25 protein-coding genes are annotated in these 22,114 nt (G+C 72.5%); 13 read left to right on the forward strand and 12 right to left on the reverse strand.

Annotated features, from left to right (window positions below):
- A complete protein-coding gene (locus ASE20_RS08555) occupies positions 1–993 on the reverse strand; it encodes an SGNH/GDSL hydrolase family protein (protein ID WP_056894150.1) in 993 nt (330 codons plus the stop codon).
- Positions 994–1,064: 71 nt separating this feature from the next.
- Between ASE20_RS08555 and ASE20_RS08560 the strand changes: the two genes are divergently transcribed.
- On the forward strand, positions 1,065–1,490 hold the full coding sequence (locus ASE20_RS08560; protein WP_056894151.1) for a VOC family protein: 426 nt from the start codon (positions 1,065–1,067) through the stop codon (positions 1,488–1,490).
- Positions 1,491–1,494: 4 nt separating this feature from the next.
- Here ASE20_RS08560 and ASE20_RS08565 read toward each other — a convergent pair whose 3' ends face one another.
- Positions 1,495–2,367 (reverse strand): LysR family transcriptional regulator, encoded by an 873-nt coding sequence (locus ASE20_RS08565; RefSeq protein WP_056894152.1) that lies wholly within the window; start codon positions 2,365–2,367, stop codon positions 1,495–1,497.
- Positions 2,368–2,477: 110 nt separating this feature from the next.
- On the opposite strand from ASE20_RS08565, the gene surE reads away from it, so the two are divergent.
- The 5 genes from surE to ilvC all read left to right on the forward strand — a co-directional run bounded on the left by surE (position 2,478) and on the right by ilvC (position 8,006).
- Positions 2,478–3,551: a 5'/3'-nucleotidase SurE gene (gene surE, locus ASE20_RS08570; protein WP_056894153.1), complete on the forward strand. Its 1,074-nt coding sequence runs from the start codon at positions 2,478–2,480 to the stop codon at positions 3,549–3,551.
- A 34-nt stretch (positions 3,552–3,585) separates the two neighbouring features.
- Complete coding sequence (locus ASE20_RS08575; RefSeq protein ID WP_056894154.1) at positions 3,586–4,404, forward strand: CHAD domain-containing protein; 819 nt, start codon at positions 3,586–3,588, stop codon at positions 4,402–4,404.
- A gap of 239 nt (positions 4,405–4,643) precedes the next feature.
- Positions 4,644–6,404: an acetolactate synthase large subunit gene (locus tag ASE20_RS08580; RefSeq protein ID WP_056894155.1), complete on the forward strand. Its 1,761-nt coding sequence runs from the start codon at positions 4,644–4,646 to the stop codon at positions 6,402–6,404.
- A complete protein-coding gene (gene ilvN, locus ASE20_RS08585) occupies positions 6,404–6,943 on the forward strand; it encodes an acetolactate synthase small subunit (RefSeq protein WP_056894156.1) in 540 nt (179 codons plus the stop codon). The genes ASE20_RS08580 and ilvN overlap by 1 nt, the downstream gene beginning before the upstream one ends.
- Positions 6,944–6,980: 37 nt before the next feature.
- On the forward strand, positions 6,981–8,006 hold the full coding sequence (gene ilvC / locus ASE20_RS08590) for a ketol-acid reductoisomerase (protein ID WP_056894157.1): 1,026 nt from the start codon (positions 6,981–6,983) through the stop codon (positions 8,004–8,006).
- A gap of 59 nt (positions 8,007–8,065) precedes the next feature.
- Here ilvC and ASE20_RS08595 read toward each other — a convergent pair whose 3' ends face one another.
- Entirely contained in the window at positions 8,066–8,431 is a 366-nt protein-coding gene (locus tag ASE20_RS08595; RefSeq protein ID WP_056894158.1) for a DUF6907 domain-containing protein, read from the reverse strand.
- Positions 8,432–8,589: 158 nt separating this feature from the next.
- Here ASE20_RS08595 and ASE20_RS08600 point away from each other — a divergent pair, with 158 nt between their 5' ends.
- Positions 8,590–8,865 (forward strand): helix-turn-helix domain-containing protein, encoded by a 276-nt coding sequence (locus ASE20_RS08600; protein WP_056894159.1) that lies wholly within the window; start codon positions 8,590–8,592, stop codon positions 8,863–8,865.
- 49 nt (positions 8,866–8,914) lie between these two features.
- Positions 8,915–9,307 carry a VOC family protein gene (locus ASE20_RS08605; RefSeq protein WP_056894160.1) on the forward strand — a complete coding sequence of 131 codons (393 nt, stop codon included), beginning with the start codon at positions 8,915–8,917 and terminating at the stop codon, positions 9,305–9,307.
- Here ASE20_RS08605 and ASE20_RS08610 read toward each other — a convergent pair.
- The 3 genes from ASE20_RS08610 to ASE20_RS08620 all read right to left on the reverse strand — a co-directional run bounded on the left by ASE20_RS08610 (position 9,297) and on the right by ASE20_RS08620 (position 11,566).
- Complete coding sequence (locus tag ASE20_RS08610; protein ID WP_082612267.1) at positions 9,297–9,731, reverse strand: EamA family transporter; 435 nt, start codon at positions 9,729–9,731, stop codon at positions 9,297–9,299. The two genes, ASE20_RS08605 and ASE20_RS08610, sit on opposite strands and share 11 nt — an antisense overlap.
- Before the next feature lie 87 nt (positions 9,732–9,818).
- Positions 9,819–10,640, reverse strand: a complete 822-nt coding sequence (locus tag ASE20_RS08615) for an ABC transporter permease (protein WP_056894162.1) — start codon at positions 10,638–10,640, stop codon at positions 9,819–9,821.
- Positions 10,637–11,566, reverse strand: coding sequence for an ABC transporter ATP-binding protein (locus ASE20_RS08620; protein ID WP_056894163.1), 930 nt, complete (start codon positions 11,564–11,566; stop codon positions 10,637–10,639). Before ASE20_RS08620 ends, ASE20_RS08615 begins: the two co-directional genes overlap by 4 nt.
- Positions 11,567–11,687: 121 nt before the next feature.
- On the opposite strand from ASE20_RS08620, the gene ASE20_RS08625 reads away from it, so the two are divergent.
- Positions 11,688–12,338, forward strand: a complete 651-nt coding sequence (locus ASE20_RS08625; RefSeq protein ID WP_235538805.1) for a DsbA family oxidoreductase — start codon at positions 11,688–11,690, stop codon at positions 12,336–12,338.
- Positions 12,339–12,433: 95 nt separating this feature from the next.
- Here the strand turns inward: ASE20_RS08625 and ASE20_RS08630 are convergent, their stop codons facing one another.
- The 6 genes from ASE20_RS08630 to ASE20_RS08655 all read right to left on the reverse strand — a co-directional run bounded on the left by ASE20_RS08630 (position 12,434) and on the right by ASE20_RS08655 (position 16,882).
- Positions 12,434–12,892 (reverse strand): MaoC family dehydratase, encoded by a 459-nt coding sequence (locus ASE20_RS08630; RefSeq protein ID WP_056894164.1) that lies wholly within the window; start codon positions 12,890–12,892, stop codon positions 12,434–12,436.
- An 85-nt stretch (positions 12,893–12,977) separates the two neighbouring features.
- Positions 12,978–13,526: a hypothetical protein gene (locus tag ASE20_RS24685; RefSeq protein WP_056894165.1), complete on the reverse strand. Its 549-nt coding sequence runs from the start codon at positions 13,524–13,526 to the stop codon at positions 12,978–12,980.
- Positions 13,523–14,812, reverse strand: a complete 1,290-nt coding sequence (locus tag ASE20_RS08640) for a DUF58 domain-containing protein (RefSeq protein WP_056894166.1) — start codon at positions 14,810–14,812, stop codon at positions 13,523–13,525. Before ASE20_RS08640 ends, ASE20_RS24685 begins: the two co-directional genes overlap by 4 nt.
- Positions 14,809–15,771 (reverse strand): AAA family ATPase, encoded by a 963-nt coding sequence (locus ASE20_RS08645; RefSeq protein WP_056894167.1) that lies wholly within the window; start codon positions 15,769–15,771, stop codon positions 14,809–14,811. The genes ASE20_RS08640 and ASE20_RS08645 overlap by 4 nt, the downstream gene beginning before the upstream one ends.
- On the reverse strand, positions 15,768–16,151 hold the full coding sequence (locus ASE20_RS08650; protein WP_056894168.1) for a hypothetical protein: 384 nt from the start codon (positions 16,149–16,151) through the stop codon (positions 15,768–15,770). Before ASE20_RS08650 ends, ASE20_RS08645 begins: the two co-directional genes overlap by 4 nt.
- Positions 16,148–16,882, reverse strand: a complete 735-nt coding sequence (locus ASE20_RS08655) for a DUF4129 domain-containing protein (RefSeq protein ID WP_056894169.1) — start codon at positions 16,880–16,882, stop codon at positions 16,148–16,150. The genes ASE20_RS08650 and ASE20_RS08655 overlap by 4 nt, the downstream gene beginning before the upstream one ends.
- Before the next feature lie 84 nt (positions 16,883–16,966).
- Here ASE20_RS08655 and efeU point away from each other — a divergent pair, with 84 nt between their 5' ends.
- The 4 genes from efeU to serA all read left to right on the forward strand — a co-directional run bounded on the left by efeU (position 16,967) and on the right by serA (position 22,031).
- Complete coding sequence (gene efeU, locus ASE20_RS08660) at positions 16,967–17,821, forward strand: iron uptake transporter permease EfeU (protein ID WP_056894170.1); 855 nt, start codon at positions 16,967–16,969, stop codon at positions 17,819–17,821.
- Between the two features lie 36 nt (positions 17,822–17,857).
- Positions 17,858–19,042 (forward strand): iron uptake system protein EfeO, encoded by a 1,185-nt coding sequence (efeO, locus tag ASE20_RS08665; protein WP_225869035.1) that lies wholly within the window; start codon positions 17,858–17,860, stop codon positions 19,040–19,042.
- Positions 19,039–20,310: an iron uptake transporter deferrochelatase/peroxidase subunit gene (efeB, locus tag ASE20_RS08670; protein ID WP_056894396.1), complete on the forward strand. Its 1,272-nt coding sequence runs from the start codon at positions 19,039–19,041 to the stop codon at positions 20,308–20,310. Before efeO ends, efeB begins: the two co-directional genes overlap by 4 nt.
- A 131-nt stretch (positions 20,311–20,441) precedes the next feature.
- On the forward strand, positions 20,442–22,031 hold the full coding sequence (gene serA / locus ASE20_RS08675; RefSeq protein ID WP_056894172.1) for a phosphoglycerate dehydrogenase: 1,590 nt from the start codon (positions 20,442–20,444) through the stop codon (positions 22,029–22,031).
- The last annotated feature ends 83 nt before the right edge of the window (positions 22,032–22,114 follow it).

Consider the following 22,114-nt stretch of genomic DNA (forward strand, 5'->3'; position numbering starts at 1 on the left):
TCAGCCCGCCGGTGTCCGCAGCTGCTGCAGCACCGACCTCGCCTGCGACCTGGCCCCGGCGGCGTTGGGGTGGGCGGGGACGGCGACCGCCAGGTCGTTGACCGAGAGCACGCCCAGGCCCTCGACGTACCGGGTGCGGGGCCCGGTGCAGACGTGGTGGCCGGTGCTGAGCGGGTGGGTGTCGACGAGCTCGGCGCCGCCCCGCCTCGCCGCGCGGGCCAGCATCGCGTTGAGCTCGACGAAGACGCCGTGCAGGTAGGCCATGTCGGGGTTCGTGATCGGGACGATCGGCCAGCACCCCTTGGCCGGGATGGCGTCGAGGTAGTTGACCAGCAGGATCCGCGCCTTCGGCGAGCGCCGGCGGATCTCCTGCAGCGCCCGCACCACCTTGATCTCGGAGCGTGCGACGGCCTGCGCGAGCCGGTCGGTCCCGCCCGCCGTGAACCGCTCCTTGCACGCGCCCAGCGGCAACTGTGCGATGTCGACGAGCGGCAGGACGTCCGGCAGCGGCAGCCTCGGCGCCGGGATCCCGATCGGCAGCGCCGAGATGCACGACAACGCACCGGCGGCCACGCCCGCGTCGTTGCCGCCGATGCCGACCGTGACCAGGTCCGTCGTACGGGTCAGGCGGTTGAACTGGGGCGGGTTCACGCCCCCGAGCGGCAGCTCCTGCGGCTGGGTGAAGTGGTCCGTCGTCGCCGATCCGCACGTCGCGTCGCGGAAGGTGCGGACGCCGAGCTGCTTCGCCACCAGCTTCGGGTAGTTGCTGTGCGACTGCGCGCAGTCGACCGGCACGTACCTGGAGTCCGGGAGCCCGTCCTTGTCGAAGAACACGACGTCCGCCGACCACGAGTCACCGAGCGCGACGTACTCCTCGTAGGTGGGCGTCACCACCGTCGTGGCCCGCGCGGTCGGGCCGTCGGCCAGCACGGTGAGGGCAGGGGCGGTCAGGGCGAGCAGCGCGGCCGCGGCCGCGCTCCGGAGGGGGGTCACGTCGGCACAACGATCGGATGTGACGGCAGTCACTGCCCGCGCCTGTCGGTGGGCGGTGCGAGGGTGGCCTCATGGACCAGAGGATCAGCTTCATCACGCTCGCCGTCGCCGACCTCGACGCCACTCGCCGCTTCTACGTCGACGGCCTCGGCTGGTCGCCCGAGCTCGACGTACCCGGGGAGGTGCTGATGTTCCGCGCCGGTCCCGCCCTCGTCCTCTCCCTCTGGGAGCGCACCCACTTCGAGGCCGAGGTCGGCCCCGCCATGACCGGCCCCGGCGTCGCCCCGCTCACCATCGCCCACAACCTGCCCACGCCCGAGGGCGTCGACGACGTGCTCGCAACCGCCCGGGCGGCGGGTGCGCCGCACGTGCAGGACGGGGTGGAGCGTGACTGGGGCGGCTACTCCGGCTACTTCGCCGACCCCGACGGCTACCGCTGGGAGGTCGCGTTCAACCCGGATCCGGGGTTGACGGCGATCGTGCTGCCCGAGGGCTGAGGCCTCACCCCACCAGCGCCCCCACCTGCCGCAGGACGTCCAGCAGCGGAACGAGTGCCGGCGACCCGCTCCCCGCCCGGTGGACGGCGGCCAGGTCACGGTGCATCGGAGGGTCGAAGCTCCGCGCGACCACGCCGGGGAGGGGTGCTGGCGACCGGTCGACGCTGTGCCAGATGCAGGACGCGAGGCCGTGGGTGACCGCGGCGAGCCAGGCGTTGCGCTCGTCGGTCTCGACGGCGACCTCCGGCACGGCGCCCTGGGCGGCGAAGAAGGCGTCGAGTGCCGCGCGGCGCGGGGTGCCGGCGGTGGGGAGCACCAGGGGGAGTCCGGTGAGGTCGGCGATCCGGACCGGGTCGGGGAGGTCGACGGCAGCGGGGGAGTAGAGGCGCACCTCGGCCCGCCCGATGTCGACGAGGGTCAGGTCGGTCGTCACGGCACTGTCGCAGATGCCGAGGTCGGCGCGGCCGGTGGCGACCAGGTCGACGACCTCCGTGGAGGACACGCACCCCACCAACCGGGTCGGTACGACGACGCCGTGCTCGCGCAGCCCCGCGAGGATCGGGATCGCCATCGCGGCCTGCAGGGTCGGGGAGGCGGCGATGACCAGCGGCGCGGCCGGGTCGGTGGCGGTCGCGGCCGACCGGAGGGCGTCGATGCTGACCAGCACCCGCCGAGCGCCGCGTACGAAGGTCTCGCCGTCGGCGGTGAGCGCGACGCCGCGGCCGGAGCGGGCGAACAGCGTCGTGCCGAGCTCGCGCTCGAGCTGGCGGACCGCGCGGCTCAGCGCGGGCTGGGCCACGGGCACAGCGGCCGCGGCGGCGGTCATGCTGCCGTGCTCGGCGGTGGCGACGACGTACCGCAGCTGCTGGATGTTCAACCGGCCTCCATGCCGAACGGGTCTTGGACGTCGTGTGACGCGCACCACGAATCTAGAACGCGTTCCATTCCGGTGCATCCCCATCCACGGATCTCTGTCGAGGAGTCGTCATGCGTGTTCCGTCCCTGCCCCCGCTCCCAGGCCGTGTCGCCGCCATCGGCGTCGCGCTCGCCGCCGGCTTCGCCGGCGCGGTCTTCGCCGCCCCCGGCTCGGCCGCCCCGGCCCCGCGTCCCGAGGTGTCCGCGGCGACGGCAGCCGCCGCTCCGGCACTCGCCGGCCTCGAGGTGCTGCTCACCAACGACGACAGCGCCCGCGGGCTCGATGCCGGCTTCGGCACCGACGGCAAGGGCCTCTACGAGCTGCGCCGGGCCCTGTGCAACGCCGGCGCGGACGTCCTCGTCGTCGCGCCGTGGTCGCAGCAGAGCGGTGCGGGCGCGCGGATGACCAGCCCCGGCTTCAGCCCGGTCGCGATGACCGTGCAGGCGGTGACCCCGCCGGCGGCGTACGCCGGTGACTGCGGCGCCACCTCGACGGCGGGCGCCGTCTTCGGCGTCTGCGTCGCCGCCGCGCCGTGCACGTCCAGTACGCCCTCGGGCTCGCCGGCCGACGCGGTCAACATCGCCCTGAGCCGGTTCGCGAAGAACTTCTGGGCCGACGGCCCGGACCTCGTGCTGTCCGGCACCAACTTCGGCCAGAACATCGGCGCCACCGTCAACCACTCGGGCACGGTGGGCGCGGTCGTCACCGCCCACGAGTACGACGTCCCGGCCATCGCGTTCAGCGCCGAGGTGCCGCGCGACCTCGCCCAGATCCCGAACGTCCCGTTCCGCGCCACCGCCGACTTCGCGGTGAAGCTGATCACGACGCTGCGCCAGCGCAACGCGCTCACTCACGACCTGGCGCTCAACGTGAACCACCCGTTCGTCGGCCCCGGCGAGACGCTCGGCAAGCCGGTCCGTGCGGACATCGGCCTCAGCAGCGACCTCGGCCTGACCTTCCTCGACGACGTCCCGGCCACCGGCGGCACCTACCGCCTGGTCGCCGGTGCGCCCGCCGCGGAGACCCGGCGCAACGCCGACACGACCGCGCTCGCCCGCAACGACATCCCGGTGACGGCCCTCGACGGTGACTGGGGCCGCGCGATGCCGCTCCAGGTCTCGATCGTGCTGGCCGCGCTGCGCTGACCGACGCCGCCCACGCCGGTGGGAGGATGGGTCCGTGACCACCGCCGGCGAGATGCTCTCCGCGGTGCTCGCGGACCTTGCCGACCAGACCATCTCGCGCCGGTCGGCCGCGCTGGCCGACGAGCCGGACGCCGTCCACCAGCTCCGCACGACGGTACGCCGCCAGCGGAACCTGCTGGCCGCCTTCCGCCGCTGCTTCGACACCGAGGCCGCCTCCACCGTGGGGGCGGCCCTGGCGTCGTACGGCGGCCTGCTGGGGGAGTGCCGCGACCTCGAGGTCCGCGCCGACGACACGGCCCGCGCGCTGACGGCGCTGGGGCTCGAGCACCTCGACGGGCGGCTCGTCGTACCTCTCCGGGAGGCGCACGCCCGCGCCCACGCGACCCTCGTCGTGTGGCACACCGGCCCGGACGCCGTACGCCTCGACGCGCTCCTGGCCGGCTGGGCGGAGGCGCCGGTGCTGGCCGAGCGGGCGAGGCGTCCTGCCGAGGACGTCGCCGCGAAGGCCGTGCGGCGCCAGGTCCGCCGCGTCCTCGCCCGGGCGGACGCCGCGGCGGACGGGAGTGAGGAGGCGCGCCACGACCTCCGCAGGGCCGCCCGCCGGCTGCGCCACACCGCCGACGCGGTGGCCGACGTGCTCACCGACGACGCCGTCGTGCGGGCCGGCAGGCTGGGCCAGCGGATCCAGGGCGCGCTGGGCGACCACCGCGACGCGCTGTTGCTGGCCGACCACGTCCGGCGCGCGGGCGACCCGGACGACCGGCTCGTCGACCACGCGGTGCAGCTCGCCGGCGAGGCGCTCGACGGCCTCGACGAGCCGCTCGCCGAGCTCCGTCGAGCAGCCGTCCCATGAGACGGCCGTCTTGCCATGTGGGACGTGGTGCGACACTTATTCGACGGCACGACCGGGCACGGCGTACGGTGGGCCCATGCTTGACCAGCTTCTCGTACGCACCGGGCGCGCCGACTGACCTCGTCAGTTGACGCGTCCCGCCCCTCGTTGCCTCAGCAACTGAGGGGTTTTTGTTTGTACGACGAACCAGACCCCCGCATGGCCCACGCCAGCGAGCAGCACAGACAGGAATGAGTCGGATGACTGAGCAGCAGGGCTCCGGCGAGACGATCACCGGGGCGCAGAGCCTGGTTCGTTCGCTGGAGGCGGCCGGTGTCACGGACATCTTCGGCATCCCGGGTGGGGCGATCCTCCCGGCGTACGACCCGCTGATGGACAGCAGCATCCGCCACATCCTCGTGCGCCACGAGCAGGGCGCCGGCCACGCCGCGCAGGGCTACGCCTCGGCCTCCGGCCGCGTCGGCGTCTGCATGGCGACCTCGGGCCCGGGCGCGACCAACCTGGTCACCCCGCTGGCCGACGCGCACATGGACTCCGTGCCGATGGTCGCGATCACCGGCCAGGTCGGTGCCTCGCTGATCGGGACGGACGCCTTCCAGGAGGCGGACATCCGCGGCATCACGATGCCGATCACCAAGCACAACTTCCTGGTGACCGACCCCGCCGAGATCCCCACCAAGATCGCCGAGGCCTTCCACATCGCCTCGACCGGTCGTCCGGGCCCGGTGCTCGTCGACGTCACCAAGTCGGCCCTGCAGTCGAACACCAGCTTCCACTGGCCGAGCGAGATCAGCCTGCCGGGCTACCGGCCCGTGACCCGCCCGCACGCCAAGCAGATCCGCGAGGCCGCGCGCCTGATCCTCGAGTCGCGCCGCCCGGTCCTGTACGTCGGCGGCGGCACCATCCGCTCGGGCGCCTCCAAGGAGCTCGCGGCCCTCGCCGAGCTCACCGGCATCCCGGTGGTCACGACCCTGATGGCGCGCGGCGCGTTCCCCGACAGCCACCCGCAGCACCTCGGCATGCCCGGCATGCACGGCACCGTCGCGGCCGTCGCGGCGCTGCAGAAGAGCGACCTGCTGATCAGCCTCGGCGCCCGCTTCGACGACCGCGTCACCGGCAACCTGGACTCGTTCGCGCCCGACGCGAAGGTCATCCACGCCGACATCGACCCGGCCGAGATCGGCAAGAACCGCTACGCCGACGTCCCGATCGTGGGTGACGTCCGCGAGGTGCTGGTCGACCTGATCACGACCCTGCGCACCGAGGAGCAGGCCGGCAACACCGGCGACTACGAGGCGTGGGTGGCGTTCTGCGCCGGCGTGAAGAAGAAGTACCCGCTCGGCTACGACAAGCCGGCCGACGGCGGCCTCGCGCCGCAGTACGTCATCGAGCGCCTCGGCGCGATCTCCGGTCCGAACACGATCTACACCGCGGGTGTCGGCCAGCACCAGATGTGGGCCGCGCACTTCGTGGGCTACGAGCGCCCCAACACCTGGATCAACTCCGGCGGCCTCGGCACCATGGGCTTCGCCGTCCCCGGCGCGATGGGCGCCAAGGTCGCGATGCCCGACCAGACGGTGTGGGCGGTCGACGGCGACGGTTGCTTCCAGATGACCAACCAGGAGCTCGCCACCTGCGCGATCAACGACATCCCGATCAAGGTCGCGATCATCAACAACGAGTCGCTCGGCATGGTGCGCCAGTGGCAGACGCTGTTCTACAACAGCCGCTACTCCAACACCGACCTGCACTCCAAGCGCATCCCCGACTTCGTGAAGCTCGCCGACGCCTACGGCTGTGTGGGTCTGGCCTGCGAGTCGCCCGACGACGTCGACGCCACGATCCAGAAGGCGATGGAGATCAACGACGTCCCCGTCGTCGTCGACTTCCGGGTCCACCGTGACGCCATGGTGTGGCCGATGGTCGCCGCCGGCACGAGCAACGACGACATCAAGTACGCGCGCGACCTCGCGCCCCAGTTCGACGAGGACGACCTCTGATGGCCAAGCACACCCTGTCGGTCCTCGTCGAGGACAAGCCCGGCGTCCTGGCGCGCATCTCCGCGCTCTTCAGCCGTCGCGGCTTCAACATCGAGTCGCTCGCGGTCGGCCCGACCGAGCACGAGGAGATCTCGCGGATGACGATCGTCGTCAACGTCGACTCCTCGCCGCTCGAGCAGGTCACCAAGCAGCTCAACAAGCTGGTCGAGGTCATCAAGATCGTCGAGCTCGACCCGACCGCGTCGGTCACCCGCGAGCTGATCCTGGTCAAGGTCGGCGCCACCGCCGAGAACCGCAGCCAGGTCCTCGACATCGTGCAGCTGTTCCGTGCGAAGGTCATCGACGTCGCCGGCGATGCGATCACCATGCAGGTGGTCGGCAACGCCGACAAGATCAACGACTTCCTGCGCGTGCTGGAGCCCTTCGGGATCCGTGAGCTCGTGCAGTCCGGCATGGTCGCCATCGGTCGCGGCTCACGCTCCATCTCGGAGCGTGGCAAGCCCGTCGCCGTACCGGTGCCGCCCGCCGCCAACGCCTGACATCCCAACATCCCAACCCAGCAAGGAGATGGCCCCAGTGGCTGAGATTTTCTACGACGACGACGCCGACCTGTCCCTCATCCAGGGCAAGAACGTCGCGGTCATCGGTTACGGCAGCCAGGGCCACGCCCACGCGCTCAACCTCCGCGACTCCGGCGTCGACGTCCGCGTCGGCCTGCGCCCCGGCTCGAAGAGCATCGCGAAGGCGGAGGAGGAGGGCCTCAAGGTCCTGCCCGTCGCCGAGGCGGTCGAGGAGGCCGACGTCATCGTCATCCTCGCGCCCGACCAGTTCCAGCGCACGATCTACGCCGAGGACATCGAGCCGCACCTCGCCGCCGGCGACACCCTCGTCTTCGGTCACGGCTTCAACATCCGCTTCGGCTACATCAAGGCGCCTGAGGGCGTCGACGTGATCATGGTCGCCCCGAAGGCCCCCGGCCACACGGTGCGCCGCGAGTACGTCGCCGGCCGCGGCATCCCGGACATCATCGCCGTGGAGCAGGACGCCTCCGGCAAGGCCTGGGACCTCGCGAAGTCCTACGCCAAGGGCATCGGCGGCACCCGCGCCGGCGTCATCAAGACCACCTTCACCGAGGAGACCGAGACCGACCTGTTCGGTGAGCAGGCCGTCCTCTGCGGCGGCGTCTCGCAGCTGATCCAGTACGGCTACGAGACCCTCACCGAGGCGGGCTACCAGGGCGAGATCGCCTACTTCGAGGTGCTCCACGAGCTCAAGCTGATCGTGGACCTCATGTGGGAGGGCGGCATCGCCAAGCAGCGCTGGTCGGTCTCCGACACTGCTGAGTACGGCGACTACGTCTCCGGGCCGCGCGTCATCGACCCGTCGGTCAAGGCCAACATGCAGGCCGTCCTCGCCGACATCCAGTCCGGCGCCTTCGCCGAGCGCTTCATCGCCGACCAGGACGCCGGCGCGCCGGAGTTCCTCGAGCTGCGCGCGAAGGGTGCGGCGCACCCGATCGAGGCCGTCGGCAAGACCCTGCGCGGCCACTTCTCGTGGAAGCAGCAGGACGACGACTACACCGAGGGCTCGGCCGCGCGCTGACCCCCGTCGTACGTTCGCCCCCGGATCCACTGGATCCGGGGGCGTTCGGCATTCCGGCCTCAGTCGTCGGCCTCCAGCCCCGTCAGCTGCTCCTGCAACCCGCGCAGCAGCGCCGCTGCCGCCTCCCGGGTCAGCACCATTCGTGGCGCTCGGGCCTCGAGCGGCTCGACGACGAGCCAGGTCAGCTCGTCGTCGGCGTACCGACCTGCCCGCACGGCGAGGCTGACCGGCCGCAGCGAGGACGGCAGGGGGACGACGTCGCCGGCGCCTGCCACCGCGGCGACGATCGACGGCTCGCTCTGGTGGTAGCGGTCCTCGGGGTGGTCGTCCTCGGTGTGCTCGCGGGCGCACCAGGGTGGGCAGGGGGCGGCCTGCCAGGACGGCCGCACGGGGGCCGGCCGCGCGGTGTCGTCGGCTCCTGACATGCGGCGCCTCCCAAGGTCTCTCGCTCTGCCCTCCGGACCCTAGGACCCGCATCCGACGCTTCGGCGCCCTCGCGACCCCTTCGTCCACAGCCCGCCGTTGCGGCGAAAGCCATACCAGTATGGTCGCCGGGAGATGCCCATCTTCGGATGATGAGCCCGTGGCGGACAAGCGGGTCGATGACAGCTGGACCTCGTACGCGCGCGAGCTCGGCGTGAACCTGCAGCGCGCCCGGCACGCCAAGGGCATCAGCCAGGAGCGGGTCGCGCACCTCGCCGGCATCGCCGGGTTCACCTACCAGAAGTACGAGAAGGGCGAGTCGCGTCCGGGGACGCCGATGAACCCCCAGCTGTTCACGCTGCTCTCGCTGAGCCAGGTGCTCGACGTACCGCTCGCCGACCTGCTGCCGGCCTTCGAGCCCGACCTCACCCGCTGACCCCGGTCGCCCGGAGGCTGCCGTCGACCCTGCGGGGCACTGGGCGGGCATGGGAAACCCTCGACTGCGCAGCGTCGTGCTCGACACCACCGACGTGCCCCGGCTCGCGGAGTTCTACCGCGAGCTCCTCGGCTGGTCCTACCCGCCGGGCGTCGACGTCGACGAGCTCACCGACTGGCGCGCGATCATCGGTCCGTCGGGCGAGCGGATCGCGTTCCAGGAGGTCGCCGAGCTGCCGCCGACGACCTGGCCGACCGCGGAGGTCCCGCAGCAGGCCCACCTCGACCTCCAGGTCGACGGCCGCGCCGACCTCGACCACAACCACGAGCGCGCGCTGGCGCTCGGTGCCGTGCTGCGGCTCGACCGGTCCGACGACCCGGAGGAGCCGCTGCGGGTCTACGCCGACCCGGCCGGCCACACCTTCTGCCTGTTCACCCACTGACGACGAGCAGCACCGCGCCGGCGCCGACCAGCGCGACGCCGAGCCACTGCAGGACCGACAGCCGCTCGCCGAGCAGGGTGACGCCGAAGACCGCCACCAGGACGACGCTGAGCTTGTCGACCGGTGCGACGAGCGAGGCGTCGCCGAGCTTGAGCGCGCGGAAGTAGCAGATCCACGACGCGCCGGTCGCCAGGCCGGAGAGCACGAGGAAGAGCCAGGTGCGGCCGCCGACCTCGCCGGGGGAGTGGAGCTTGCCGAGGGCCAGCAGGATCAGGCCCAGGGTGAGGAGGATGACGATCGTGCGCACGAAGGTCGCGACGTCGGAGTCGATGTCCTTCACGCCCACCTTGGCGAAGACCGCGGTCAACGCGGCGAACACCGCCGACAGCAGGGCCCAGAACCACCAGGCCGAGGTGAGCTCCACGGAAGACCTCCGCAACGTCATGGTCTCCGTGGGCTGGAGCCCACGGAGACCATGACGTTAGCGCGTGGAGTGGCCCACGAACCGGTGCTACTTCACCTCGGACCGCAGCACCAGCCGCAGGCCGGCGAGCAGCGGCAGCACGATCCACAGGATCGAGGTGACCCCCAGCTGGGCCCAGTCCGTGCTGGTCAGGCTGCCGTCGAAGAGCAGGTAGCGGGTGTCGTTGAGCTCGAACCAGCCGGCGTTGTCGGACCACCACGGCTGCGCGGCGGCGAGCGCGCCGGACAGGCCGGGCAGCACCATGATGATCACGAAGTAGCCGACGATCGCGGCGGGCGAGTTGCGGAACAGCAGGCCCAGCGCGAAGCCGAGCAGCATGCCGAGCTCGTTGGCGAGGACGATCTGCGCGAAGGTGCCGGCGGAGATGTTCCACACCGCGTCGTTGCCGGTGATCATCGCGGTGACCAGGTTGCCGACCGCGCCGATGCCGAGGGCGACCAGCATCGAGATCGCCCCGATCACGACGGCGTCGACCAGCTTGGCGGCCAGCACGCGGGGCCGGCTCGGGACCAGGGTGAAGGTGGTCAGCGCGGTGCGCTGGCTCCACTCGCTGGTCACGGCGAGCACGCCGATCACGGGCAGCACGATCGACATCGGGCTGCCGACCGCGGCGGCGAAGGCGTCGAAGCTGAGGTCGTCGCGGTTGCCGAGGATGATCGTGAGCACGGTCGCGATCACCGAGGCGATCACGATGCTGGCCATCAGCCAGAAGCCGGTGCGGGTGTCGAACATCTTGCGCAGCTCGACCTGCAGGACGCGGCGGAACGGGATCGGGGCCGGTGCCGGACGCGTCCGCGTGGTCTCCGGTACGGCGGCCGCCGGGGTGGGGACGAGGGTGGCGGTGCTCATGCCGCAGCTCCTTCGGTGCTCGGGGTGGTGTGGCTGACGGACTCGCGCTGGCTCTCGGCGGTGAGCGCGAGGAACATCTCCTCCAGGCCGGCGCCGTCGGCGGCGCGCAGCTCGGTGACGGCGATGCCGGCGGCGAAGGCCGCCTGCCCCACGCGGGTCAGGTCGGCCTCGGCGAGCACGGCGCCGCCGGAGGTGGGCCGCGCGGTGATCCCGGCGGCGGTGAGGGCCGACGCGAGCGACGTACCGTCGCCGGCGCGGACCAGGGTGCCGGCACCGGCGAGCAGTTCGTCCTTGGTGCCCTGGGCGACGATCCGGCCGTTGCCGATGACGACGATGTCGTCGGCGATGACCTCGATCTCGTGGAGCAGGTGCGACGAGAGCAGCACGGTGCCGCCCTGGTCGGCGAACTCGCGGAGCAGGTCGCGCATCCAGCGGATGCCGGCCGGGTCGAGGCCGTTGGCCGGCTCGTCGAGGATGAGGACCTCGGGGTCGCCGAGCAGCGCCGTACCGATGCCGAGGCGCTGGCGCATGCCGAGGGAGTAGTTGCGGACGCGGCGGCTGGCCTCGTCCGGCGTGAGGCTGACGCGCTCGAGCATCTCGTCGACGCGGGTACGGGGCAGGCCCATCGTGAGTGCGGCGATGGTCAGGATCTCGCGGCCGGTGCGGCCGGCGTGCTGCGCGGAGGCGTCCAGGAGGACGCCGACCTCGCGGCCCGGGTCGGGCAGGTCGCGGAACCGGCGGCCCAGGACGCGGACCTCGCCGCTGCCCGGGGCGGTCAGCCCGACCATGACCCGCATGGTGGTCGACTTGCCGGCGCCGTTCGGGCCGAGGAAGCCGGTGACCCGGCCCGGCGCGGCGGTGAACGACACGTTGTCGACGGCAGTGAAGCTGCCGTAGCTCTTGGTGAGGGACTCGACGTTGATCATGGGCAGAAGCCTCGCCGCCGGTGGGGTCCTCGCGCTTCGGGCAGATCCCTTGACCCGCCCCTGACCCGACCCCGAGATCCCTCGGGGTCGGTGGGGGAAGCATTCAGGGGTACGTCGTGTTGTGGCCCTCGTGCGTATCGAGATCTGGGCCGACGTCGTCTGTCCGTGGTGCTACATCGGCAAGCGACGCCTCGAGAAGGCGATCGCCGGGTTCGAGCACGGCGACGACGTGGAGGTCGTCTACCGCTCCTACGAGCTCGACCCCTTCGCCCCGGAGGTCGGCACCGAGTCGACCGTGACCGTGCTGGGCCGCAAGTTCGGCGCCGACGAGGCGGGCACCCGCGCCATGATGGCCCGCGCCGACGAGGTCGCGGCCGCCGAGGGCCTGACCTTCTCCCACGCCGACGCGCTGCACGCGCGCACCCTCACCGCGCACCGGCTGCTCCACCTCGCCAAGGCCGAGGGCCTGCAGCACGAGCTCATGGAGCAGGTGCTGGCGGCGTACTTCACCCGCGGCGAGTCGCTCGGCGACCACGACGTGCTGCGCAAGGCGGCCGCCGAGGCCGGTCTCGACGCCGGCCGGGTCGAGGAGGTGCTGGCGAGCACGGAGTACCGCGACGACGTGATGGCCGACGTCGCGCAGGCGCAGGCCTACGGCTCCTCCGGCGTCCCGTTCTTCGTCATCGACGGCCGCTTCGGCATCTCCGGCGCGCAGCCCACCGAGCTGTTCGAGCAGGCGCTCGCGCAGGCCTGGTCGAGCCGCGAGGGCTGACCTGGGTTGCTGCAGGGATCCCCGCTCCGGCGGGGATTCCTGCGCTTGTTGACGGTTGCAACGGCCACTAACCGCCAGAGAACGTCATCAACCTCTCAGGCGCCGGGCAGCAGCAGGACGACGGTCTCAGCGACACAGGCGGGCTTGGACTCGCCCTCGATCTCGACCGTGTGCTGCACGGTGAGCTGCTTGCCGCTGGGGATGTCGACCACGTCGCCCATCTTCACGTGCAGGCGGATCCGCTTGCCGACGAGAAGGGGCGTGGGGAAGCGGACCTTGTTGACGCCGTAGTTCAGCTTCGCGCCGGGGGTGCGCAGCGTGAAGATCTGGCTGCCGAGCCACGGGACGAGCGACAGCGTGAGGTAGCCGTGGGCGATCGTGCCGCCGAACGGGCCTTCCTTGGCGCGCTCGATGTCGACGTGGATCCACTGGTGGTCGCCCGTCGCGTCGGCGAACTGGTTGACGCGACGCTGGTCGATCGTGACCCAGTCGCTGGTGCCCAGCTCGGTGCCGGCCGCCTCGGCGACCTCCTCGAACGTGGTGAAAACCCGCATGCCATTGACTCCTTCGGCCAGGGAAGCTCCGGTGGTCCGACCCTAGTGGTTCAGCTCGGCGCCACGGGGCCGAATCGCGCCGGTCTCACTGCCTGGTCGGCCTGGTCGCGGCCCACGCCAGGCCGGCCACCGCGAGCAGGGCCACCCCCACCGCCCCCGGTACGACGACGCGACCGTCCGCCGCGAGCGCGAGCGCCCCGATCCCGGTCGTGCCCGTGCCGACGAGTGCCGCGCGGCCTGCCGCCGCGCGGACGACGCGCGCCTCGGCGACTCGCCCCGGCGGTCCGATCGCGGCCACGGCCGTCGTCGCGTGCAGCACGAGCAGGGCGAGCGCGACGAGCAGCACCCGCCCCGGCGACGGGGCGGGCCACGGCACCGCCGCCAGCCACCACCCGGCGGCGACGGCGAGCGTGAGCAGGGGCGCCTGCGAGTCGGGCACCTCGGCGGCGACCAGGGCCAGGGTGAGGACCACGATGCCCGGCCACCACGGCGTCCCCGGAGCGCTGGACAGCACGGCGAGGTCCACCACCAGGGCGGCGCCGACGATCCCGGCCCGGCGGGCGAGGCCGCCCAGCGAGAGGGTCGCGACCCGCTGGCCGCCGCGGTCCCGGACGGTGAGGACGGGCCCGGTCATCGTCGTACCAGCCGTGGGGTTGCGGAGCGCCGGGCGAGGTCGCGGAGCACCTTGTCGATGCTGTGCGGTCCGGTCCAGGTGACGACCGGGATGCCGAGCGAGGCCATCCGGTCGCGCTCGAGGCGGCGCTGGAGCATGCGCAGCCGCCAGGCGAGCTGCTCCTCGGGCGATCGGCCGCGGTCGCCGGTGACCAGCTCCGCCGGCAGCGTGTCGACGACGATCACCTCGATGCCGGCGCTGGTCAGCATCGCGACCTGCTGGGTCGACGCCGGCTCGACGAGCGGCGAGAGCAGGATCGCGAGGGTGCCGGCGCCGAGGCCCTGCCGCGCGGCGAGCGCGTCCTCGCCACGGGCCGTCCCCGGCTCGACGACCGACAGCACGTTGAGCAGCCGCCGCAGCTGGTGGCGCCCCGACGAGGACGGCAGGAAGCTGACCCGCCAGTCGCCGAACACCCGCAGCCCGACCCGGTCGCCGCGGCGCAGGAAGTGCTCGGCCAGGACCGCGGCCGCCCGGACGGCGAGGTCCATGCTGCTGCGCTCGCCCACCAGTCCGCCGCTCGAGCCGACGTCGTTGACCGCGTCGAGGAGCAGCACAACGTGCGCGTCCTCGTCGGCGTGGGTGGCGGTCACGTGCAGGGTCCCGGTGCGCGCCGAGGTCGGCCAGTGGATCCGCCGGAGCCGGTCGCCGGGCTCGAACGGGCGCACCTTCGCCAGCTCGGTGCCCTCGCCCAGCCGGACCGCCCGCTCCTGGCCGACCAGGCCGTAGGGGTGCGGCGCGGGAGCCGTGGTGTCGGGCTGCTCCGTCGACGGCAGGACCGTCAGCCGGAGCGGCTGCGGCCGGTCGGCCACCCAGCGCCAGGCCGCCCAGGCGTCGTACCCGGTGACGGCGGGGGCGCCCAGCGTCCGCCACCCCCAGCGAGTGGGCCGCAGGCCGATCGAGGTGGTGGCGAGGCCGTCATCGGCCGCCACGACCTGGCCGGTCTCGGGCTCGACCTCCAGCCAGCGCTGGCCGGGGTGCAGCGCGGCCACCGACCCGCCGGCAGGCAGGCCGGAGATCGTCGCGCTCCACACCACGTCCTCGCCCTCGTGGACGGCGAGCGCCCCCTGCGGCCCCTCCAGCACGGGTACGACGGAGGGCCGCGACTGCGCGCCCGCCAGCGCCACGAGCAGCAACGGCGTCGCCAGCACGATCGCGTCGACACGACCGAGCACCAGCCCGGCCACCAGCAGCCCGAACCCCGCGACCACCGCCCGGAGGTGGGCGTGGGTCGGGTGCCAGCCGCTCACCGCCGCTCCCGCGCGGTCGGCGCCGGCACGTGCCCGAGCACCGACTCGACCACGGAGCGCCCGGTCACGTCGCTCATCCACAGCTCGGGGCGGATCGTGATCCGGTGCGCCAGGGCGGGGACCGCGACCGCCTTCACGTCCTCGGGGGTGACGAAGTCGCGGCCGGCGACGACGGCGTACGCCCGGGCGACCAGCAGCAGCGCCAGCCCGCCGCGCGGCGAGGAGCCGACCAAGGTGTGGTGGTGGCTGCGGGTCGCGGCGGCGAGCGCGACGCAGTACCGGCCGACGTCGGGGTCGACGCTCACGGACTCGACGGCCTGCTGGATCGCGAGCAGCCCGTCCGCGTCGACGACCTGCCGCACGGTGACCTCTTCGCGCCCCCGGGCCATTCGGCGGCGCAGCACCTCCCACTCCTCGTCCGCGTCGGGGTAGCCGAGCTCGACGCGCAGCAGGAAGCGGTCGAGCTGCGCCTCGGGCAGGGGATAGGTGCCCTCGTACTCGACCGGGTTGGCGGTCGCGAGCACGTGGAAGGGCGCGGCGAGCGGGAAGGTCTCGCCCTCGACGGTCACCTGCCGCTCCTGCATCGCCTCGAGCAGCGCGGCCTGCGTCTTCGGTGGCGTGCGGTTGATCTCGTCGGCCAGCAGCAGCCCGGTGAACAGCGGCCCCGGGCGGAAGGTGAACGCCGCCTCGCGCTGGTCGTAGAGGAAGGACCCCGTGAGGTCCGAGGGCAGCAGGTCGGGCGTGAACTGCGCCCGCTTGAAGTCGAGCCCGAGCGCCTGCGCGAAGGAGCGGGCCGCGAGCGTCTTGCCGAGGCCGGGGAAGTCCTCGAGCAGCACGTGGCCGCCGGCCACGATCGCGCTGAGCACCAGGGTCAGCGACGGGCGCTTGCCGACGACGGCGGTCTCGACCTCGTCGAGGACCCGCTGGGCCAGCTCGGCGGCGTCGGCCGGGGAGGTCACAGCCGCTCCAGCCGGTCGAGCACGTCGGCGAGCCGGCGGCGGTAGCGGTCGGGGGAGTCCAGGGGCGGGTGGTCCACGAAGCGTCGTACCTCCTCGGGAAGGGCGGCCCGCGGGTCGAGCCCCGCGGGTCCGGCCAGCACTGCGGTGGTGCCCAGCAGCTCGTCCACGATCCGCACCACCTCGCGGTGCAGCGCCGTGGGGTCCTGCGCGCCGACCAGCCGGGTCAGGTGCGTCAACTCGAGGTCGTGCGCCCGGTCGTCGCGCACGTGCAGCGGCTCCTCGTCCGGCCACACCAACGTCGGTACGGCGCCCGCGAGGACCAGCACGAGGGCGAGCACTGCACCCGTGCACCCGATGGCGGCCAGCAGGGCGAGGGTCATGGCCGGCTCCTCGCGGGCAGCCCGGCCAGCAGCGTGCCCAGGCAGGCGGCCGCCTCGTCGCGCTGCGGCTCGCCGAGCGGGTGCTCGGAGAAGCGTGCCTCCCGGTAGAGCGCGGCCAGCCGGTCGATGGCGTCCCCGTCCACCGGGTACGACGCCAGCACCCGCGTCACGAACTCGGTCGGGGTGTCGGCGGGATCCCGGTGGAAGCGCTCCGACTCGGCGGCCGCCTCCAGCCGCAGCCAGGCCGCCACGATGCTGTTGCGTGCCGAGCCGGTGCCGAGCCCGGCGAGCCCGTCGGCGAGGGCGCCCGCGAGCGCGGTCTCGTCCTCGACCGCGGCGAGGGCCGGCGCCGCGGGATCGAAGCCGGAGAGGACGCGGCCCTCGCGCGGCCGGTTGGTCCGCAACGAGAGTCGTAGGCGGAGCAGCACGGCCAGCACGAGGAGCAGCGCGGCCACCACGAACGCGGCCGCGAACGCCCGCCCCGGGAGCAGCAGGCCCGTCGGCCCGCCGGACCGGTCGCTGCTCGACGCCGGCTCGTCGCGCACGTCGTCGACCTGCTCGACCTCGTCGTCGGGCCGGTCGGCGTCGCCGGTTGACGTGGGGGAGTCCCGCTCGAACCCGGTCCACGTCACGCCCTCGCCGGAGGCGGTCGCCAGCACGCACAGCAGGAGGACCAGGAGCCCTGCGACGAGGAGTCCCGGTCGTGCGAGGTCACGCGACCCCTTCCCCATGGACGGACCTTACGCCGCTCTGGCCTTCCGGAAAATGGACCCGATTTAGGAAAGCCTAAGCGAACCCGCGTACATTGGCCGATCGTGCTCGCCAACTTCCTGATCGGACTGCGCGAAGGCCTCGAGGCCGCGCTCGTCGTCAGCATCCTGGTGGCCTACCTCGTGAAGTCCGACCGCCGCGAGCTGCTGCCGCGGATCTGGGCCGGCGTCGCGCTGGCCGTCGGGATCGCCTTGGCCTTCGGCGCCGCGCCCACCTTCGGGCCACGTGGCCTGACCTTCGAGGCGCAGGAGGCGATCGGGGGCACGCTGTCGCTGGTCGCGGTCGCCTTCGTCACCTGGATGATCTTCTGGATGTCAACGGCTGCTCGCGGGCTCGGCGCCGACCTGCGCGGCCAGATCGACCGGGCCGCCGACGCGGGCCGCTGGTCGCTCGCCCTCGTCGCGATGCTCGCGGTCGGTCGCGAGGGCCTGGAGACCGCGCTCTTCCTGTGGGCCGCCACCCAGGCAGGCACCCGCGAGAGCGTCGGCTCGGTGACCCCGACCTGGGAGCCGCTCGTGGGCGCCCTGCTGGGCATCCTCGTCGCCGTCGTCCTCGGGTACCTCATCTACCGGGGCGCGGTCCGGCTCAACCTGAGCGTCTTCTTCACCTGGACCGGCGCCTTCCTGATCGTCGTCGCCGGCGGGGTGCTCGCGTACGGCTTCCACGACCTGCAGGAGGCCGGCATCCTCCCGGGCCTGCACGACCTGGCCTTCGACGTCTCCGACGCCATCCCGCCGTCCTCCTGGTACGGCACCCTCCTCAAGGGCGTCTTCAACTTCTCGCCGGCCACGACCTGGCTGGAGGCCCTCGCCTGGGTCCTCTACGTCGTGCCGGTCGGCGCGCTCTTCCTGTTCCGCACCCGTCTCTCCCGACCCCGTACGACGCCCGCGTCGGCCTGACCCCCTCCCCAGGAGAACCGAACCACCATGCGCACGATGATCCTCGCCTCCGTGGCGGCCCTCGCCGCCGTCCCTGCCCTCGCGGCCTGCACCGAGAACGCGACCGACGACCCCGGCAAGGGCGGCGACTCGCGCGCGCTCACGGTCACCTCGAGCGACGACGCCTGTGAGCTGTCCGCCGTCGAGGCGCCGTCCGGCACGCTGACCTTCAACGTCACCAACGCCGGTTCCGACGTGACGGAGTTCTACCTGCTCGGCAGCGACGGGCTCCGGATCGTCGGCGAGGTCGAGAACATCGGCCCGAACCTGACCAAGAAGCTCACCGTCAACGTCCCCGAGGGCGACTACTTCACGGCCTGCAAGCCGGGCATGGTCGGCGAGGGGATCCGCGCGAAGTTCGCCGTCGCGCACTCCGACGACGAGCAGGAGGTGAGCGCCTCCGACCAGGAGCTCATCGACCAGGCGCAGGCCAACTACCGCGCCTACGTCCAGGACCAGTCGGCGCAGCTGCTGGAGAAGACCAAGCAGTTCGTCCAGCTCTACGAGGACGGCAAGGACGACGAGGCCCGCGCGCTCTACCCGCAGGCCCGTGAGCACTGGGAGCGGATCGAGACCGTCGCCGAGTCGTTCGGCGACCTCGATCCGAAGACCGACGCCCGCGAGGCCGACGTCGACTTCGCCGCCGGTGAGAAGTGGACCGGCTGGCACCGGATCGAGAAGGACCTCTGGCCGCAGGACGCCGAGGCCGGCTACCGGGCGCTGACCGCCAAGGAGCGCGCGACCTACGGCGACGACCTGCTCGCCAACACGACCGAGCTCGATGGCCGGATCCGGGCGACCGGCACCGACGCCCTGACCTACCCGATCGACGCGATCGCCAACGGGTCCATCGGCCTGCTCGAGGAGGTCGCGAACGGCAAGATCACCGGCGAGGAGGAGGCCTGGTCGCACACCGACCTCTGGGACTTCCAGGCCAACGTCGACGGTGCCCGCGTCGCCTTCGAGGGTGTGCAGCCCCTGCTCGAGGCCAAGGACGCCGTCCTCTCCGAGGAGCTGGCCACCAAGTTCAAGGCGCTCGACGAGCTGCTCGACGGCTACCGCGACGGCGACGGCTTCGTCCTGTACGGCGAGCTGACCGCCGAGGACAAGAAGAAGATGACCGACGCCGTCAACGCGCTCTCCGAGCCGCTGTCGCAGCTCACCGCGGCGGTGACCTCCTGAGCGCGGGCGGTCCGGCGCGGGTCAGCCGGCGCGGTCTCCTCGGCGGTGGCGCTGCCGCCGCGGGGGTCGCCGGCGCGTTCGTGGCCGGTCGGGTCACCGCGCCGGAGACGGCCCCAGTGGCGGGCCCGCTGGCGTCGTACCCCTTCCACGGGGTGCGGCAGGCGGGCATCGTCACGCCCGCCCAGGACCGCCTGCACTTCGTCGCGCTCGACGTCGTCACCGACGACCGCGACGAGCTCGTCGCGCTGTTGAAGGCGTGGACCGAGGCCGCGGCCCGGATGACCCAGGGCGGCTCCGCCGGTCCGGTCGGCGCGGTCGACGGACCGGTCAACGCGCCGCCGGACGACACCGGTGAGGCGCTCGACCTCGCGCCGAGCGGGCTCACCATCACCTTCGGCTTCGGACCGGGACTGTTCGTCGACGCCGACGGCAAGGACCGCTTCGGCCTCGCCGACCGTCGCCCGGAGGCACTCGAGGCGCTGCCGACGTTCTCCGCGGACGTCCTCGACCCCGCGCGCAGCGAGGGCGACCTCTGCATCCAGGCCTGTGCCGACGACCCGCAGGTCGCCGTCCACGCGATCCGGAACCTGGTCCGCATCGGCTTCGGTACGACGACCGTGCGCTGGTCGCAGCTCGGCTTCGGCCGCACGTCGACCACTTCCACCAGCCAGTCGACGCCACGCAACCTGTTCGGCTTCAAGGACGGCACCGCCAACATCAAGGCGGAGGAGGCCGACGCGCTCGACCAGCACGTCTGGGTCGGCGCCGACGACGACTCGAAGGCGGCCTGGCTGGCCGGCGGCTCGTACCTCGTCACCCGCCGGATCAACATGACCATCGAGGTCTGGGACCGCCAGCCGCTCGAGGGCCAGGAGCAGTTCATCGGTCGCACCAAGGGCACCGGCGCACCGCTGTCCGGCGGTGAGGAGTTCACGGACCCCGACTTCGACATGTCGGGGAGTGCGGGGCCGATCATCCCCGTCGACGCGCACGTGCGGGTGGTGCACCCCGACACCAACGACGGCGTCCGGATCCTGCGCCGCGGCTACAACTTCGTCGACGGCAGCAACGACGTCGGGGGCCTCGACGCGGGCCTGTTCTTCATCGCCTACCTTCGTGACCCACGCACCCACTTCATCCCGCTCCAGCGGGCGATGTCGAAGCAGGACGCACTCATGGAGTACCTCCGCTTCACCGGCCAGGCGCTCTTCGCCGTACCGCCCGGCGTGGCTGAGGGCGAGTACGTCGGCCAGGCGCTCTTCGCCTGACGGCGGGGCCCTCGGAGGGCCTGCCCACTCCGCGTTCACGTGTTAGAAACACGGTTCCCCTGGGGGTACTGTGGCGAGCGCGCACAGCGTCGTGCACGTCCCTGCCGCACGTTCCCGTGAAGGACTCCGCTGTGACCGATCGCCCCGTCGTCCTCATCGCCGAAGAGCTCAGCCCCGCCACCGTCGAGGCGCTCGGGCCGGACTTCGAGATCCGCCACTGCAACGGCGCCGACCGCGGCGAGCTGCTGCCGGCGATCGCCGACGTCGACGCGATCCTGGTCCGCTCCGCGACCAAGGTGGACGCCGAGGCGCTGGCCGCCGCCAAGCGGCTCAAGGTCGTCGCGCGCGCCGGTGTCGGCCTCGACAACGTGGACGTGAAGGCCGCCACCCAGTCCGGCGTGATGGTCGTCAACGCGCCGACGTCGAACATCGTGTCCGCCGCCGAGCTCGCCGTCGCGCTGATGCTCGCCGCCGCCCGCCACGTCTCCCCGGCGCACGCCGCGCTGCGCAACGGTGAGTGGAAGCGGTCGAAGTACACCGGCATCGAGCTGTTCGAGAAGACCGTCGGCATCGTCGGCCTCGGCCGGATCGGCGTCCTGGTCGCCCAGCGCCTCGCCGCCTTCGGCATGTCCGTGATCGCCTACGACCCCTACGTCCAGCCCGGCCGCGCGGCGCAGATGGGCGTGCGCCTGGTCGACCTCGACACCCTCATGGCCGAGTCCGACTTCATGTCGGTCCACCTGCCCAAGACCGCCGAGACCGTGGGCCTGATCGGCGCCGAGCAGCTCGCCCGGGCCAAGCCGCAGCTGGTGCTGGTCAACGCCGCCCGCGGCGGCATCGTCGACGAGGACGCGCTCTACGACGCCCTCAAGACCGGCCGCATCGGCGGCGCCGGCCTCGACGTCTTCGCCAAGGAGCCGTGCACCGACAGCCCGCTCTTCGAGCTGGAGAACGTCGTGGCCACCCCGCACCTCGGTGCCTCGACCGACGAGGCGCAGGAGAAGGCCGGCATCGCCGTCGCGAAGTCCGTGCGCCTCGCGCTGTCCGGAGAGCTGGTCCCCGACGCCGTCAACGTCCAGGGCGGCGTGATCGCCGAGGACGTGCGCCCCGGCATCGCACTGACCGAGAAGCTCGGCCAGATCTTCACCGGCGTCGCCGGCGAGGTCGCCCAGAGCCTCGACGTCGAGGTCCGCGGCGAGATCGCCGAGCACGACGTCACGGTGCTCGAGCTCGCCGCCCTCAAGGGCGTCTTCAGCGGCGTCGTCGAGGACCAGGTGTCCTACGTCAACGCCCCGCTCCTCGCGGCCGAGCGCGGCGTCGCCGTCCGCCTGGTCACCGAGAGCGAGAGCCCCGACCACCGCAACCTGATCACCCTGCGCGGCACGCTCGCCGACGGTTCGCAGGTCTCGGTGTCCGGCACCCTCGTCGGCATCCACCAGCGCGAGCGGCTGGTCGAGGTCAACGGCTACGACATCGACATCGAGCCCACCGACCACCTCGCCCTGTTCACCTACGTCGACCGCCCCGGCATGGTCGGCACCGTCGGCCAGGTCCTCGGCCAGGCGCAGGTCAACATCGCCAGCATGCAGGTCTCCCGCGAGACCAAGGGCGGCGAGGCGCTGGTCGCGCTGTCCGTCGACTCCGCCATCCCCGCCGAGACCCTCGCCGAGATCGAGGCCGCCATCGAGGCCACCTCGATCCGCGCGGTCGACCTGGACTGATTGCTGCTGCGGGATTCCCCGCCTAGGCGGGGATTCCTGCGCTTGATGACGGTTGCAAGGGTCACCAACCGCAGGAAGACGTC

The organism is Nocardioides sp. Root240, from assembly GCF_001428825.1.
Taxonomy (GTDB): Bacteria; Actinomycetota; Actinomycetes; order Propionibacteriales; family Nocardioidaceae; genus Nocardioides.